The following is a 15,461-nucleotide window of genomic DNA, read 5'->3' as shown; positions in this document are numbered from 1 at the left end:
TCCTTGTCCTGAACGGATTTCCACCATCGCCGGGTCAAGGACCGACGGTCAAAGACTTGCTCGCTATGTCGAGATAGCCAGAACCCATCAAGTGCACATCGAGTAGATCGTCGAGAGCTTTGTGTACGCCGGCCTGCCGCGCGACATCGAGCAGCGCACGCGCGAGCACCGGCTCGGGACTGCGCGCGGCGATCACCAGACCAACCCGCGGCCCATGGTCGGGACCCTTCAGCGGTACGACGCGCATCCCGTCCGGTACGCCGAACATGTGCAGCCACGCGTGCGAGATCACCGTCGACCAATGGTTGCCGTGCAAGTGGCTGTACAGCCCGGAGACCGTGTCGCTCTCGATCGCCGGCGTCGCGGTCACACCGTCGTCGGTGAAGTAGCCGTTCATGATCCGGCGGTTGCGCATGTCGGGGGAGAGCAGGCAGAGCGGCAGCTCGGCGACTTGTGCCCACGTCGCCATCGGTACGTCGGCCAGCTCGGAGTGCTTCGGGGTGAGCAGCAGATAGCGCTCCTCGTACAGCGGGGTCTTGCGGACCTGGCCGAGGGTGTCGTCGTCGAGGTACGTCATCGCGACGTCGAGCTCGAACTCGGCGAGCTTGTGGGTGATATCGCGCGACGACAGCGACTCGAGGGTGACTCGGGCGTTCGTGTGGCGCGCGCAGAACGGTGTGGTGAGCAGCGAGACCACTGGCATCGCGGTCGGGATCGCGCCGAGCCGGAGCGTGCCGTTCAGGCCGCCGCGCATCACTGACAACTCGTGGCGGAGCGCATCTTGTTCGGCCAGGATGCGCTGGGCCCAGAGGAGTACTCGCTCACCTTCGGGCGTCAGGCCCTCGAACCGGCGGCCGCGGCGCACGATCGGTACGTCGAGCTCCTGCTCGAGCTTGCGGATCGCGGCGGACAACGACGGCTGCGAGACGTAGCAGGCATCCGCGGCCCGGGCGAAATGCTTCTCCCGGGCGAGGGCGACGAGGTACTCCAGCTGTCGGAGCAGCATCAACGAATCCGGTCCGGTGTGCAGTCGTCTGTATACATAAACCAACTGTAGTGAGCTGCGGTGCTCGCTGGAAGATCTCGGCGTGTTGTGATGTGAGTCACAGGGTGTCTGTCGGGCGCGGATCCGTTCGACGGATGGGCAGAGATCTCTCTGACAAAGGAGCTGTGATGGAGAAGGTTGTGTCCAAGGACGGGACCGAGCTCGCGTACGACGTCTACGGGAGCGGCCCGGGCTTGGTGCTGGTCGCTGGTGGATTCACGGAGCGGTCTCGGTACGTCGCCGACGCCGAGGCGCTGGCGTCTACGTTCACGGTGGTGAACTACGACCGGCGGGGTCGTGGCGACTCGGGAGACACGTTGCCGTATGCCATCGAGCGTGAGTGGGAGGACCTCGAGGCGGTTCGCTCGGCGACCGGCGCGCGGTTCGCTTGCGCGTACTCCTCCGGGTCGATGGTCCTGTTTCAGGCCGGCCTGCCGTTCGAGAAGCAGGCGGTGCTGGAGCCGCCGTTCCGGGTCGAGGGAGCACCGCCGGCGCCGGACCGGTATATCGAGCGACTGCAGGAGTTCGTCGACGCGGGCAACCCTGGCGGAGCGGCCGAGCTGTTCATGGTCGAGGCCGTGGGGCAGCCGAAGGAGGTGGTCGACCAGATCCGGCAGACGCCGATGTGGGCCGGAATGGAGGCGATCGCGCACACCTTGGTATACGACGGTCTGCAGCTGGGCGACAGCGCCGTACCGACAAAACTGCTGTCCTCGATCGACGTGCCAACGCTTGCCCTGTACAGCAACACCAGTCCGGAGTGGCTGAAGGATTCGGTCAAGCAGACCGCGGCCGCGTTGCCGAACGCGCAGGCGGAGGGGCATGACGGCACGTTCCACACTCTCCCGCCGGAGACGATGGCTCGAGTGCTGACGGAGTACTTCCTCAGCGAGTAACGCTGCCCGCCGCGACCAGACGGTTGTACGAGGCAACGATCTCGGCGGGGACCTCGACGTGATCGATGAAGTTGCGGCCGCGTGGGCCGTACACGTCTGGACTGAGACGATGGATCTCGCCGAGGAGGAGTGATCGGAAGCGCTCGCGGCTCCAGATCTCGGGTGCCTCCGGTCCGGCGCTCACGTGGTCGGGACTGATCCAAGGGATGACTGGAGCGTGGCTGATCAAGGTTGTCCCTGGCAGCGTGCTGAAGGAACGCTCGAAGCAGGCATGCGTACGACGCTGCATCGTCGGGTCCTGGATCAGCAGCAGCGCCTGCGGACTGTCGATCAGCCGGCGAGTGAACTCCGCGTTCTCGCCGCAGTTGGTGGACTGGTCCTCGACCACGATGTCGTGCTGTGGAACGCCGGCCTCGATCAGCAGGTCGCGGAACACGTGCGACTCCGGGCGACCGAGTTGGACGTCCAGTCCGCGCCGTCGGACCGCGTCCTCGAGGTAGTGCGTCGAGTGCCCGATCCCGCCACTCACGATGAGCGGCTTGTTGTACGCGCGGTATGCCTCTGCGGCGACCCCAATCGATTCGACGACGGCGGACCCCATCAGCACGATCCGGTCCACCGGCCGCTCGACCGGATCTCGCCGCGCGAGGTACGCCGCAATCAGGTCCTCATCCATGCTCAGGTGGGCAGACGCATGGGCATCAGGATGTAGGCGGACTCTGCCGTGGGTGTCTCGTCGGGGGAGCGAAGACCGATCAGGTTGGCCGGTTTCGTCGGCACAGTGAAGGCGAAGTGCGCAATAGGTGTGCCCAGCGAGGCCAGCCCATCGAGCAGGTAGCCGGCCTTGAAGCCGGTCGTCACCGGGTCGCCCGTGAGCGTGACCTCGACGGACTCCGAGGCCTGTGCTTCTTCACCGTTGCCGGCGTCGAGTGTCGCCGTAGCGTCGGCGAACGTGATCCGCACGGGCGCTGATCGTTCGGCCACCAGCGCGACCCGCTTGACCGCCTCGACGAGCGCGGCGGTGTCGACAGTCACCGTGCTGGTGATCGCATTCTCGGCCGGGATCAGACTGCGAACCTTCGGGAACTCGCCGTCGATCAGCCGGCTGGTCACATGCAGCCCGCCGCCCTCGAACCCGATCAAGCCGTCCCCAGTCCGGGTCGAGCCGAGCGACAACGTGAGCTCGTGACCGCTCATCGATTTGGCCACGTCGCCCAGCAGCTTCGCCGGGACGAGCACGTTGGTCTCCGCGGCGGGATCGATCGGCTCCCACGGCAGCGTCCGTACGGCAAGCCGATACCGGTCTGTCGCCAGCAGGGAGATCGTCGCCCCGCGGATCTCGATCCGGATCCCGGTGAACACCGGCAGCGTGTCGTCCCGACCGGACGCGCTCGCCACCTGAGCGACCGCTCGCGCGAACGCGTCCCCGTCGACCACTCCGCTCGCCTGCGGCATCGCGGGCAAGGCCGGATACTCGTCGAGGGGCAACGTCTGCAGCACGAACCGCGAACTCCCGCTGCTCACCTGAACCCGAGCCGCCTCGCCACTCAGATCCACCGAATCCCCAGGCATGCTCCGGCAGATGTCCGACAGCAGCCGCCCGGACACCAGGACCCGACCCTCGTCGGCCACCTCCGCCGGAACGCTCACCTGCGCCGAGCTCTCGTAATCGAACCCGGACAACGTCACCTGCCCGTCGGCCGCGTCCACCACCATCCCGGCAAGGATCGGCACACTCGGCCGACTGGGCAACCGCCGCGCCACCCATCCGATCGCCTCGGCCAGCACCTCACGCTCGACTCGTACCTTCATCCGCACTCCTCCCCATCAAGAGCATCGACTCAATCAGCAGCCACCGACAATTCCTGATCCGAAGCTGATCCGGGCGATCCGATCGGCCTCCCCACGACTCAGAACCAGAGCAGATTCGGCTCCAGGTACGACGTACCCAGGATCGTCGACCGCCTTCGCGACGAGCTCTGGCCATCTTCGGCAATGCATCGCCATGCTGCCCTGCCGTACGACGCGTCCGCGCTTCCACTGCCCCGACCGCGCCACGTCGCCGGGCACATCGAGCAGGATCAGATGCAACGGCAGCCCGGCCCGCCGAGCCCGCCACCCAATCAGCCGCCGCGCCCACGGCCGAGTGGCGCAATCGTGCACAACCATCGGCCCAAGCCCGCGACGCATCCCGCTCAGCAGCCTCACGTAGTACACGAGATGCACCAACGGCCGCCACAAGACATAAGGAACCACTCCCAGCACAGGCATCCACCGCTCACGAACGTGCGCTGAGTCGAACACCCGCACGCCGTCGCCACCCGCAAACACCCGCCGCAAAAACGTACTCTTCCCAGCCCCCGGCACCCCCGCCAACACCACCACCGCCTCAACCGCATACCGCAACTCCCGCCCCCGCAACACACCCTCAACAACCGCTGAATGCATAAGCGACCCGTCCTTCCCGTACGTACCGGTTGGACGAACGGGAAGGACGGATCGCCCCGAGAACGAACTGAGAAGTCGCTAGGAACTCCCTGAGAGCCTCAGCTGGCTATTGAGTTCCAGAAGGTGCACTGGTGTTCTTGGGCGAGGTTGGCTGGGGTGATCTTTGTGGGGGCGAGGGACTGGACGTGGGACTTGTTCTGGAAGGGCTGCCACTGGGGTAGGCCGGGGCCGTTCGGGTTGCCGGTGTGGGCGAACTGGGTCCAGTAGCTCATCATCGTCGCGGAGAGTTGTTTCTGTGCCGGTGTGCTCGGGCCGGGGAGTTGCGCGTCGGTGAAGAGGTACTGCAGTTCGGCGCCGTGGAACGCGCCGGTCGGGAAGTTGGGTTTCGGCAGCGTGGTGAACCACGGAGCGGTCTCGTCGGCGAACTCGTACGCATACAGCGGAGTCTGCGCGGCGAGTGCGCGATCTCGGTCGAGAACCGTGCAGCCCCACGCCCAGTCGGTGACGACGGCCGACAAGGCCTCGCCGGCCGAATGGAAGCTCGCGACGGGGTAGCGGGCCAGGACCCGGGCCGCGTCCGACTGGTCGAACAGTGTGTGGATTTGTTCGCTGTAGCTGGCCGGGGTCGTCACCTCACCGGTTGCTGTTTCGATCGCCGCGGTGAACAGGCGATGCTCGTCCCGCGTGGTCCCTTGGATGATCGGCACGTGGTTGTAGCGGCCGGTTGCGAAGGCTCGATCCGGGCTGAGAGGTAGTAGGCCACTACCGACGGTGGGTCCTGATCCGACCCCGTCGTCAGACCACTTGGCGAGCTCGGCCGTGGGTTTGGCCCGCAGGCAGGCTGCAGCGGTGGCCGGTTTGGAGCAGCCGACCTTGGCCGCGACCTCGAGGCCATGCTGCTCGCGCTCGGACCGTGGCAGCGGGAACCAGGTCGGCGGTCCAGGCGACCACTTCTGGCCGGTGCATTGGGCGCTCTGGAGGATCGCCTTTTGGAACAGTCCTGCTGATCCTGGCGCGACCAGGTGGGAACAGACGCTGGTGCCTCCAGCGGACTCACCAAAGATCGTGACATTGCCCGGATCGCCGCCGAACGCCGCGGCGTTGCGCTTGACCCACTGCAACGCGGCCTGCTGGTCTTCGAGGCCGAAGTTCCCGGAGAGTTGCTTCGCCTGGCCGTGGTCGAGAGCCGGATGCGCAAGGAAGCCGAAGATCCCCAGCCGATAGTTGGGGCTGACCACGATGACCTGACCGCTGTCCGCCAGCCGCTGCGCGTCGTACAGGCTGCCGGCTCCGCTGATGAAGCCGTTGCCGTGGATCCACACCATGACCGGCAGTTTGTGTACGCCGCTGTCGCGTGGCGTCGCGACGTTGAGATAGAGACAGTCCTCAGTAGTACTGGCCGGATCGATCAGCCCTTCGGCTTGGGCACAGCGATTCCCGGGCTTGGTGGCGTCCCGGATGCCACTCCATGACGCGGTCCGTTGCGGCGATGCCCAGCGGAGCTGCCCGACCGGCGGTGCGGCGTACGGGATTCCTTGGAAGAGCCGGGCATCCGCGGTGAGCGTGCCGCGTACTGCGCCGGCGTCGGTCGAGACCACGGTCTTCGCGGGCGTCTCCGGCGTACCGCGGTCGTTTGTGCCGGCCTCGGCCGCTCCTCCGCAGGCTGCCGCCGAGCTCGAGAGCAACGCCGCGGTCAGCAGTACTCCGAGCCGGCGAGAACGGTTGATCCACGGGCGTCGCTGCTTCATATCGCATCCTCAGTTATATTTGTGTGTGGGTCCCACTAATATAAAGTGTAAGGTGCACACGAAGTCAAACCAGTTGTCCGAGGAGTCGACCTGATGTCGTTGACCGACGATGCGCACCTGCCCCCGGGACTCGCCTTGGCGTGGGGCGCGCCCGCCAAGTCGAACCGGCTCGGACGGAAGCCGACGCAGAGCGTCGAGCAGATCGTCGACGCGGCCCTCGAGCTGGCCGATGCCGACGGATTCGCCGCCTTGTCGATGCCCAAGCTCGCCCAGAAGATCGGGCTGACCGCCAACGCGATCTACAGGTACGTCCGGTCCCGGGACGAGCTGCTGGTGCTCATCGGTGACGCAGCCTGGGGTGCACCACCGGACCGCGTCGCCGATGCGCCGGACTGGCGAGCCGCTGCGGCCATTTGGACGCAGGCGATGGTCGATCGATGCGACGTACACCCCTGGCTCTGCGACCTACCCATCCGCGGGGCGCCGATGACGCCGAATCTGCTCGGCTGGGCAGAGGCGATTCTGAAGGTGCTGACCGGCGCCGGGCTGAGTCCCTCCGAAGGCCTGGCCTGCGCGTTGCTGCTGGACGGTTATGCCCGGCGGATCGCCAGCGCGCGTCGCGATGTGCGCGACAGCGCCACGACCTCGGTCCAGCCTGCCGCGGTGACCCGATTCCTCGAGCCTCGGCTGCAGGAACTGGGATATTCGATCCTGGCGTCCATGATGGCCGGCAACGAATACAGCGACGAGATCCACGACGCGGACGTGACCTTCGGCCTCGACCGGATCCTGGACGGCATCGACGTACTGATCACCCAGAAACGGTCCAGCGTGTGACCTGGCCAGCTGCGCAGCGCCCCCGGCAGGACTCGAACCTGCGACCAACGGATTAGAAGTCCGACGCTCTATCCAGCTGAGCTACGGGGGCGTACGGCACGGAAGAGTCTCTCAGATGAGCGGGTGATCGCGCCTCCGGGTTAGGAATCACGGCGGTTCGAGTGGGAGCGAAGTACAGGGTTGTCGTTCCATCCCGGTAACGCTGAGTGGGTGGTTCTGCCGGTTGGTCGGGACCCCAACTAGGCTTCGGGGCATGAGTTACCCCTCACCAGGCCCGGCAGGCGCGCCGCAACCCGCGGCGGGGTCGGCGTACTCGGCCGCCGGACCGTACCCGCAGCCGAACGTTCTCGGCGGCCATCCGGTCCCCGGCCAGCGGCGCAACCAAGGCGTGCTGATCGGGATCGTGATCGCGGTGGTGTTCGCGATCGCGGGTCTGGTGATCTTCGGCATCGTGGCCAAGTCGACCGGCGCGGGCGGCTTCACCTGGGGCCTGGTGTTCGCGTTCGTCCCGGTCATCCCGGTGATCGCGCTCTATCTCTGGCTGGATCGGTACGAGCCGGAGCCGACCAAGTACATCGTGTTCGCGCTCTGCTGGGGCGCCTTCATCGCGACGCTGGCCGCGATCTTCATCAACACCGAGGTGTCGCACCGGCTGGCCGAGACCGGCGTCGGCGGCGACCGGTCCGCGGTCTTCGTCGCGCCGCCGGTGGAGGAGTTCGCCAAGGGCTCCGTGATCCTTCTGCTGGCGCTGGTCCGGCGGAAGGAGTTCGACGGCATCATCGACGGCCTCGTGTATGCCGGGATGGTGGGCGTCGGCTTCGCCTTCACCGAGAACATCCTGTACTACGGCCGCGTCTTCAACACGCTCTCCGAGGAGTCCGGTAGCGACGCGGGCCTGCGTGGGGCGTTCGCACTGTTCATCATCCGCGGCGTGATCTCGCCGTTCGCGCATCCACTCTTCACGTCGTTCACCGCGATCGGGATAGGTGTCGCCATACGACACCGAAGTACCGTCGTACGCTTCCTCGCGCCCGTCGTCGGGTACCTGGCGGCGGTGCTGGCACACGCGTCATGGAACGCCTCCGCGAGTTGGGCGGGCGGCGGGGGCTTCATCGTCGCGTACCTGTGCCTGATGGTGCCGTTGTTCATCTGCCTGGTCGTGTTCGCGCTGGTGATGCGATCACGGGAGGGGCAGATGATCGCGTCTCGGCTGTATGACTATGTTCGGTTCGGGTGGCTGGTGCCACAGGACGTGCCGTTGATAGCGACGCTGCGCGGGCGCAAGGCGCTGCGGCAGAACGCGCGGCGGTACGGTCCGCAGGCGGAAGCGGCAGCGAAGGCGTTCCAGCACAACGCGACCGAACTGGCGTACCTGCGAGACAAGATCGTCCGACAGGTGATCGGGCCGGACGCATTGCAGACGGAGAAGCAGCTGCTCGACGAGCTGCGGGAGCGACGGCCGAGCGTGCCGTTCCCGCCGATGCCGGCGTTTGCTCAGGCTGCGCCGCAGTACGCGGGCGGCTCCTTCCCACCTGGCGCACCGATGGGTCCGGGCGGGCCTGGCGCGCCGCTGGGTCCGGGTGCACCGTTTGGTCCAGGTGCGCCGATGGGTCCGGGTGCGCCGATGGGTCCGGGAGGCGGGATGCCGGGGTCGGGCGGGCCGATGGCTGGTGGGCCTGGGGCTGCCGGACAGGCGCCGTACCCGGGGCCGCAGGACGGTTATCCACCTGCTCAGCCGGGCTATCCGCAGGGGCAACCCGGTTACCCAGCCGGTCAGTCCGGTTACCCACCGGGACCCCCCGGTCAGCAAGGACCGCCGGGAGGATACGGTCCGTACCCACCACCGCAGTGACTGCCACCCGTCCACGCCGCCAAACGGGGATGACGATGACTTTGCTTCTGCGCTGTCCGACCGGGCACTCTGTGCTCGTGGGCGGACATCGTGGCTGACACCAGGTCAGCAGCTGGTGAAGGTTCGGAACCGAGGGTTCCGAACCAGGATCAGCCTGCCCAGGAGCTAGCGAACCTCATCGCCCAGTCCACCCCCAAGCCCCGAGGCTTCTGGCACCGCCGCCGCCGCAAGCCCACCCCCGAGCCGTCCGCTCCCTCCCAGCCGACCCCGTCCCAGCCCGACGCCGGCGCGTCCCCAGCCGACGCTGGTACGTCGTCCCAGCCGGAGGCGGGCGCTTCGACGCGCCCTGACGGTACGGCGGCCCCCAACTCGTCAGACACGGTAAACCAGCACACCGGCACCGAGCCGACCCAGACCACCGCAGCTACCGAGTCCGCTGACCCGGTCGACCCGAACAGCTCTGACCAGCAGACGCCGGCCGAATCCGCGAAGTCCGCCGAGGACTCAGAACCAGCCGCGGACAAGAGCACCGACGGCACAGCCACGGACGCACCGACCGACCCGGCACCCGCCAAGGCGACCGACACCTCAAACGAAACGACTGCCTCAGACGCGGAGAACGACGGCTCGACAGAGCCGACAGCCGCAGAGAACCAGCCGTCGCCCGAGGCGGGAGACCAGCCGTCGCCCGCAGCAGGAGACCAGCCACCGGCCAGCGCGGAGGCTGGCGACCCGGCAGATACGGCTGCTGCCTCCGCCGACGCGGACGCCTCAGCCGAGACGCCGTCTACCGAGAGCGCCGTACAGACTGGGAGCAACGCCGTACCCGACAAGAACGCCGAGGACCGGCCGCGCCCGACCGTGGGCGTTGTGTACGAGCCAGACGAGTCGCCAGACGGCTTCCCACTCGAGTACGGCAACATCATCGTCGGCCTCCCAAAGCAGTCGGCCAACACGCCTCAACAACCAGGCGACCCAGCCCCATCCAACGAAGCCCCCGACTCCACACCAACCGGATCCGACGCGGACAGCCGAGACGATTCCGACGCGAACGAGACCCACGCGAGCGACGACGACCCGCAGGAAACCGACCCGAGCGACGCCAACCCGGAGGGGACGCGCGCGAGCGAGGCCGAATCGGAGCCTGTGCCAGAGTCTGCGGCCGACGCCGACGCGTCCGGCGACCCGCCCACCGCTGACGAGGTGGCGACTGACGAACCCAACGCGCCTTCTCACGAATCCGCACAGGAGGCCGTCGAGGGAAGCACTGAGCACGGTGAGACCAACGGTCAAGCCGACCACGACGACGACGGTGAAGCCGACGGCGGAGACCACGCTGAGGCCGGCGCTGAAGCCGACCACGGCGACGACGGTGCCGAGCACGCCGAGGTCGGCGGAGGCGGAGATCAGGCTGCGGCGGATACCGGAGACGACAATGTGGCCGGCCGTGGACATCACGCTGCGGCGGGTAGTGGAGACGGCAGCGAGGCTGAACGCGGAGATGGCGCGGAAGGTGCGGCGGCTGATGTTCAGGGCAGGCACGCGGCGGCTGAGTCCGCGGGCGACGCGTCCGACGGTGGTGTCGGCGAAGCGGCTGGTGAGGCAGTAGAGCAGCAGCACGAGTCGGCTGATGAGACTGACCAGGATGGCGTAGACGTCGTTGAGGGTGAGTCGGCGGACGGTGCCGGTGAGATGGCTGCTGATGAGTCCGCTCGTCATTCGGCGGATGTGTCGGCCGATGAGGCCGGGGCTGGGTCTGTAGACGGCATGGCAGACGGTGGGCACCAGACCGCAGACGTGGCGGCTGGTGGTGCTGCGGATGCGGCGAAGCATGCGGCCGAGGGTTCGTCTGATCACGACGCAGATGGGTCGGCGGACGCCGAGCGTGGGGGAGAGGCGGACGCTGCGGGTGAGTCCGCGGATGTCGCGAGTACCACTGGGTCGGCAGAAGAAGCCACTGATGGGTCGCCCGAGCCCACGCATGAGCAAGGGAGTGACGCGTCGGGCGAGGCCACGGACGCGGAGGCCGACGACACCGCCGGTGAGTCGGCAGATGACGCCGGGGATGGGTCATCGGACGTCGCTCACGAAGCTGGCGAGGTTGCCGCGAGTGCGTCCGCGGATGACGCGGCTGACGGCGCCGACAACGACGCCGTACGTGCGTCCGAAGGTGGCTCGGCCGGTGCGGGCGATGGCGCGGCGGAGGGCGGTGCTGAGGGCGCGGCGGCGGATGGTGCGGCCGGCGAGTCGGCGGATGGTGGCGATGCTGCTGATGGGTCGTCGGATGCTGCGGGTGAGGCTGCGGATGCCGCTGTGGGCGAGTCTGGGGATGGCGCGGCTAGTGCGGGCGATGACGTTGACGGCGGGGCTGGTGCGGTCGGCGAGGGTGTAGAGGAACTTACTGCGGAGGAGATGGCGGAGCGGTTGGCGGCTGAGCAGGCTGCTATGGCTTTGATTACTGCTCTGATGAAGTTGCGGGGGGTGTTGGCCGGGAGTCGGTTGCCGTTGGAGGTTGTGGGGGCTGACGAGGCTCGGCAGCAGCAGAAGGCGATGTTGGATCAGCTGGATGACTACTTGTTGCCGCGGCTCGTGCAGCTGGAGGCTCCGGTGCTCGCGGTGGTGGGTGGTTCGACGGGTGCTGGGAAGTCGACGCTGGTTAACACGGTGATCGGCAAGGTTGTTAGTGAGCCGGGCGTGCTGCGGCCGACGACTCGGTCGCCGGTGCTGATTCATCACCCGGCGGACGCGGACTGGTTCGTGGGCGACCGGGTGCTGCCGGGGATGTCGCGGACGAGTTCGGACGAGCCGGGCGGTATGGAGGATGCGGGGCAGTTGCGGTTGGTTGCCGCTGACACCGTTCCGCGCGGGCTCGCGATCCTGGATGCGCCGGACATCGACTCCGTCGTCCAGGCGAACCGTGACCTGGCGACCCAGCTGCTCGCGGCGGCCGACCTCTGGCTGTTCGTCACCACCGCGGCGCGGTACTCCGATGCCGTGCCGTGGGAGTTCCTGCAGAGCGCCTCGGACCGCAGTACGGCGGTCGCAGTTGTGCTCGACCGGGCTCCTAGCGAGACGATCGACGACATCACCGGTCACCTCGCCCAGATGTTGCTCGAGCGCGGGCTCGGCGACTCGCCGCTGTTCTCGATTGAGGAGACCGTTGTCGATGGCAACGGGATGTTGCCGTCGGCATCCGTTGCCTCGATCAAGGACTGGCTGGTCGACCTGGCTGCCGATGCGGAGGCAAGGGCCGCGGTGGTACGCCGTACCTTGCAAGGCGCGGTGTCCGCGATGGTGAAGACGACGCCGCCGTTCGCGGCCGCGGTTAGGGCGCAGGCCGAGACCGCTATTGAGCTGCGGTCTTCGGTCGAGGCGGCGTACGACCAGGGTGTGAAGGACATCGCGAAGGCGAGCCAGGACGGGACGCTGTTGCGTGGCGAGGTGCTGGCTCGCTGGCAGGAGTTCGTCGGTACTGGCGAACTGCTGAAGGGGCTGCAGTCCAACGCCGGACGACTGCGGGATCGGTTGAAGAGCTCGCTCGGCGACAAGCCGGCAGAGACTCGCGATGTCAGCGATGCGATTCAGTCGGGGTTGGAGTCGCTGCTGCGCGAGCACGCGACGGCCGCCGCGGAACGTGCCGAGAAGGCCTGGCAGGCAACCGCCCCCGGCCGACAGCTGCTGGCGACCGCTGACGCGTCCGCCAAAGCCAATGCCTCGGGCAGCACCGGTGGGTCGGACGGTGCCGGTGAGTCCGACAGCGGCACCACGGGCAGTGCCACCGCGACAGGCGGTGCCAGTGAGAGTGCTGGTGGGGTTGGGGTGGCGCTTGGTGCGATGTCGGAGGAGTTCCCGGAGGCTGCGAGTCGTGCGGTTCGGGAGTGGCAGGCGTTCGTCCTTGACGTGATCCGCAGGGAAGGCGGCGCCAAGAAGTCGACGGCACGCATCTTGGAGTACGGCCTGAACGGGCTCGGACTCTCGCTGATGGTCGTGGTTTTCGCCCATGGAACCGGGATCCCGAAGGGGGCCGAGGCCAGCGCCGGCGCGGGAAGCGCGGTCGTCGGCCAGCGGCTGCTGGAGGTCGTTTTCGGCGACAAGGCAGTTCAGGGCATGGTCGATAGGGCACGGGAGGACCTTGACGGTAAGGTTCATGCCCTGATGGATGCCGAATTCGCCCGCTATCTGGCTGTCCTTGACCAGCATCCGGTCGACGCCGAGACGGCCAGGCAACTGACGGAGGCCGCGCGCGCGGTGGAGGACTGCACGTGACGGAAACAGTGGATACGGTCGAGACCCCGGTCCGGGGCGAAACCGATGTCCTGAAGAAGATCGACGCGCTCGAGGTAGCCGCGAAGGCCGGTGACGGCCGGCTCGATCCGGTGGTGCTCACCGAGGCCACGCAGATCGTCGACCGCGCCGGGCAACGCCTGCGCATGTCCGGCGACCTGACCGTGGTCGCGCTGGCAGGTGCGACCGGCTCGGGGAAGTCGTCGTTGTTCAACGCGCTGACCGGGCTGGACCTGGCCGCGATCGGAACGCGACGGCCGACGAGCTCGATGCCGCTGGCTTGTGTCTGGGGCGACGAGCCGGCCGGCGAGGTGCTGACCTGGCTGGGCATTCCGCGCCGGCACCAGGTGCAGCATCGGAGCTCGCTCGAGGAGGCGCAGTCCGAGGACCTGGACGGTCTGGTCCTGCTGGACCTTCCCGACCATGATTCGACCGAGGTCGAGCACCGCCTGATCGTCGACCGCCTGGTCGAGTTGGTCGACCTGCTCGTGTGGGTGGTCGATCCGCAGAAGTACGCCGATGCGGCGCTGCACAACCGGTACATCAAGCCGTTCGCCTCGCATTCCGGGGTGATGGTCTTCGCGCTGAACCACATCGACAAGCTGACGCCGGAGCAGCGGAAGAGCTGCCTCGAGGACCTGGAGCGGTTGCTCAAGTCGGACGGTCTCAAGTCGCCGACGGTCGTCGCGACCTCCGCGGTCAGTGGCGACGGTCTGGAAGAGGTGCGTGGCCTGCTGGTCAAGCGCGTCAGCAACAAGCGCTCCGCACGCGAGCGCCTGTCCGCCGACGTCGATCGGGTCGCGGACCGGATGGCGAGCCAGTGCGGCAACGCGAAGACCCCGGAGATCGCCGAGGCAGACGTCACCGAGCTGGTCGACGCGCTGTCGGATGCGAGCGGTCTCTCCGTGGTGTCGGACGCCGTACGGCGCTCGTATCTGCAGCGGGCTCGGGCTGCGACGGGATGGCCGTTGACCAAGTGGCTCGGGCGATTCCGTCCGGATCCGTTGCGGCGGCTGCACGGCGACCAGGTGTCGCGGGAGCAGGGCAAGGCCTTGCGGAAGTCAGCGTCCAGCGAGGTGGCGATCGCGCGCTCTTCGTTGCCTGCGGCAACTCCTGTGCAGCGAGCGCGCATGGATGCCGCCGTCCGAACGATTACGAACAAGGCCGCGGAAGGGCTGTCGCGGCCGTGGGCCGACTCGGTGCGCTCGACGATCCGGCGTCGCGAGGAGTCGCTCGGGGACGAGCTCGACCAGGCGGTCGCGCGAACGGACCTTGGTGCGACCAACAATCCCGGCTGGTGGGGTGTCGCCCGGATTGTGCAGTGGTTGCTGTTCCTGGTCACGCTCGGCGGCGCCGCGTGGCTGATCGCCTTGCTGGTGGCGCGGATCGCCGATCTGAACGACCCGCCGCTGCCGGAGTGGAACGACATCCCGTACGCGTGGATCATGCTCGTCGGTGGCGCCGTACTCGGGCTGGCGCTGTCCTTCGTCTGCCGGGTGTTCGCGACCAACGGCGCGATCCGGCGGTCCCGCCAGGTGGCGAAGGCGCTGCGGACCGAGCTCGAGAAAGTTGCTGACAGCCACGTTGTTGCGCCGGCGACCGAGGAGCTCACCGCGTACACGACCTGCCGGGACAGCCTGGCCATCGCTCGCCGGTAGACGTCACCCGGTCGAACAGACCCGGGTGACGTGACCGCGGTCAACGGACCAAAGGTCGGTGGACCAGAGGTTAGAGCTCGGCGTCGGGCGCGTACTGCGACATGGCGACCTTGGCTGCTGACATCAGGTCCTCCTCTGACGTGGTGCCTGAGGCGCGGATGGCTTCGATCCAGGCTCGGACGGACTGCTCGTTGTAGCTGATCACCTCGTCTGAGTTGGCCATCTCGACCGGGTCGGCGTCCGCCGGCAGCTCGCCGGTGACGTAGAGGTCGAGGCCGAGCAGGCCGCCGTCCCAGCCCGGGCCGACCCAGAGCGCGCCCGAACCGCCAGGTGCCGGTGCCTCGGCCATCGAGTGTTCGAGCTCGAGCTCGGTGGAAGAGCCCGCGCCGGGCCGCAAACGCAGCTCGAGGAGGCTGGTCGGTCCGCCGAACGTCACCTTGAACCGCTTCGGCGGCTCGCATTCCAGGATCTCGCCGCCGGCGTTGCCCTCCAGCTGGAAGCTGCCGCCAACCTCGAGGTCGCCGGTGACGGGCATGAACCAGCGCTTCATCCGCTCGGGGTCCGTGAGGGCGTGCCACACCTCGGCCGGCTCGGCCTGGTACGTGCGGCGCATCAGCACCGTCACGGTCTCGCCGGTGCGGCTGACCTCGCGCTGGACCGCGTTGAGGTGTTCGAGAATGTCGATCACAGGTG

Annotated in this window: 12 protein-coding genes and 1 tRNA gene; 5 read left to right on the top strand and 8 right to left on the bottom strand. The window is 67.7% G+C overall.

Annotated features, from left to right (window positions below):
- Positions 1 to 34: 34 nt before the first annotated feature.
- Positions 35 to 1,006, bottom strand: a complete 972-nt coding sequence (locus tag EV650_RS14740; RefSeq protein WP_134119295.1) for a LysR family transcriptional regulator — start codon at positions 1,004 to 1,006, stop codon at positions 35 to 37.
- 167 nt (positions 1,007 to 1,173) lie between these two features.
- On the opposite strand from EV650_RS14740, the gene EV650_RS14735 reads away from it, so the two are divergent.
- The gene (locus tag EV650_RS14735) at positions 1,174 to 1,941 is read left to right on the top strand and encodes an alpha/beta fold hydrolase (RefSeq protein ID WP_166678118.1); all 768 of its coding nucleotides are present in this window, start codon (positions 1,174 to 1,176) and stop codon (positions 1,939 to 1,941) included.
- Here EV650_RS14735 and EV650_RS14730 read toward each other — a convergent pair.
- From EV650_RS14730 to EV650_RS14715, 4 genes are all read right to left on the bottom strand, one after another.
- Entirely contained in the window at positions 1,931 to 2,617 is a 687-nt protein-coding gene (locus EV650_RS14730; RefSeq protein WP_134119291.1) for a YdcF family protein, read from the bottom strand. The genes EV650_RS14735 and EV650_RS14730 overlap by 11 nt on opposite strands.
- A gap of 2 nt (positions 2,618 to 2,619) precedes the next feature.
- Positions 2,620 to 3,753 (bottom strand): DNA polymerase III subunit beta, encoded by a 1,134-nt coding sequence (gene dnaN, locus EV650_RS14725; RefSeq protein ID WP_134119288.1) that lies wholly within the window; start codon positions 3,751 to 3,753, stop codon positions 2,620 to 2,622.
- Between the two features lie 33 nt (positions 3,754 to 3,786).
- Positions 3,787 to 4,389, bottom strand: a complete 603-nt coding sequence (locus EV650_RS14720) for an AAA family ATPase (RefSeq protein WP_134119286.1) — start codon at positions 4,387 to 4,389, stop codon at positions 3,787 to 3,789.
- A 98-nt stretch (positions 4,390 to 4,487) separates the two neighbouring features.
- Complete coding sequence (locus tag EV650_RS14715; RefSeq protein WP_134119284.1) at positions 4,488 to 6,137, bottom strand: carboxylesterase/lipase family protein; 1,650 nt, start codon at positions 6,135 to 6,137, stop codon at positions 4,488 to 4,490.
- A gap of 93 nt (positions 6,138 to 6,230) precedes the next feature.
- Between EV650_RS14715 and EV650_RS14710 the strand changes: the two genes are divergently transcribed.
- Positions 6,231 to 6,974, top strand: coding sequence for a TetR/AcrR family transcriptional regulator (locus EV650_RS14710; protein ID WP_134119282.1), 744 nt, complete (start codon positions 6,231 to 6,233; stop codon positions 6,972 to 6,974).
- A gap of 17 nt (positions 6,975 to 6,991) precedes the next feature.
- On the opposite strand, the gene EV650_RS14705 is transcribed toward EV650_RS14710, so the two are convergent.
- Positions 6,992 to 7,065, bottom strand: a tRNA-Arg gene (locus EV650_RS14705).
- A 162-nt stretch (positions 7,066 to 7,227) separates the two neighbouring features.
- Here EV650_RS14705 and EV650_RS14700 point away from each other — a divergent pair.
- Entirely contained in the window at positions 7,228 to 8,826 is a 1,599-nt protein-coding gene (locus EV650_RS14700) for a PrsW family intramembrane metalloprotease (protein WP_134119280.1), read from the top strand.
- Positions 8,827 to 9,597: 771 nt separating this feature from the next.
- On the opposite strand, the gene EV650_RS14695 is transcribed toward EV650_RS14700, so the two are convergent.
- The gene (locus EV650_RS14695) at positions 9,598 to 10,545 is read right to left on the bottom strand and encodes a hypothetical protein (protein WP_134119277.1); all 948 of its coding nucleotides are present in this window, start codon (positions 10,543 to 10,545) and stop codon (positions 9,598 to 9,600) included.
- Here EV650_RS14695 and EV650_RS14690 point away from each other — a divergent pair.
- Together EV650_RS14690 and EV650_RS14685 are read left to right on the top strand one after the other, a co-directional pair.
- Positions 10,519 to 13,092: a GTPase family protein gene (locus EV650_RS14690; RefSeq protein WP_238174211.1), complete on the top strand. Its 2,574-nt coding sequence runs from the start codon at positions 10,519 to 10,521 to the stop codon at positions 13,090 to 13,092. The two genes, EV650_RS14695 and EV650_RS14690, sit on opposite strands and share 27 nt — an antisense overlap.
- On the top strand, positions 13,089 to 14,768 hold the full coding sequence (locus tag EV650_RS14685; RefSeq protein WP_134119275.1) for a GTPase: 1,680 nt from the start codon (positions 13,089 to 13,091) through the stop codon (positions 14,766 to 14,768). The genes EV650_RS14690 and EV650_RS14685 overlap by 4 nt, the downstream gene beginning before the upstream one ends.
- A gap of 70 nt (positions 14,769 to 14,838) precedes the next feature.
- Here the strand turns inward: EV650_RS14685 and EV650_RS14680 are convergent, their stop codons facing one another.
- On the bottom strand, positions 14,839 to 15,456 hold the full coding sequence (locus tag EV650_RS14680; RefSeq protein WP_166678117.1) for an SRPBCC family protein: 618 nt from the start codon (positions 15,454 to 15,456) through the stop codon (positions 14,839 to 14,841).
- Positions 15,457 to 15,461 lie beyond the last annotated feature (5 nt).

The sequence above is a fragment of the Kribbella kalugense genome (assembly GCF_004365875.1).
Taxonomy (GTDB): domain Bacteria; phylum Actinomycetota; class Actinomycetes; order Propionibacteriales; family Kribbellaceae; genus Kribbella; species Kribbella kalugense.
Note: the sequence above shows the minus strand (reverse complement) of the source record. Positions and strands in the feature narration are given on the sequence as shown.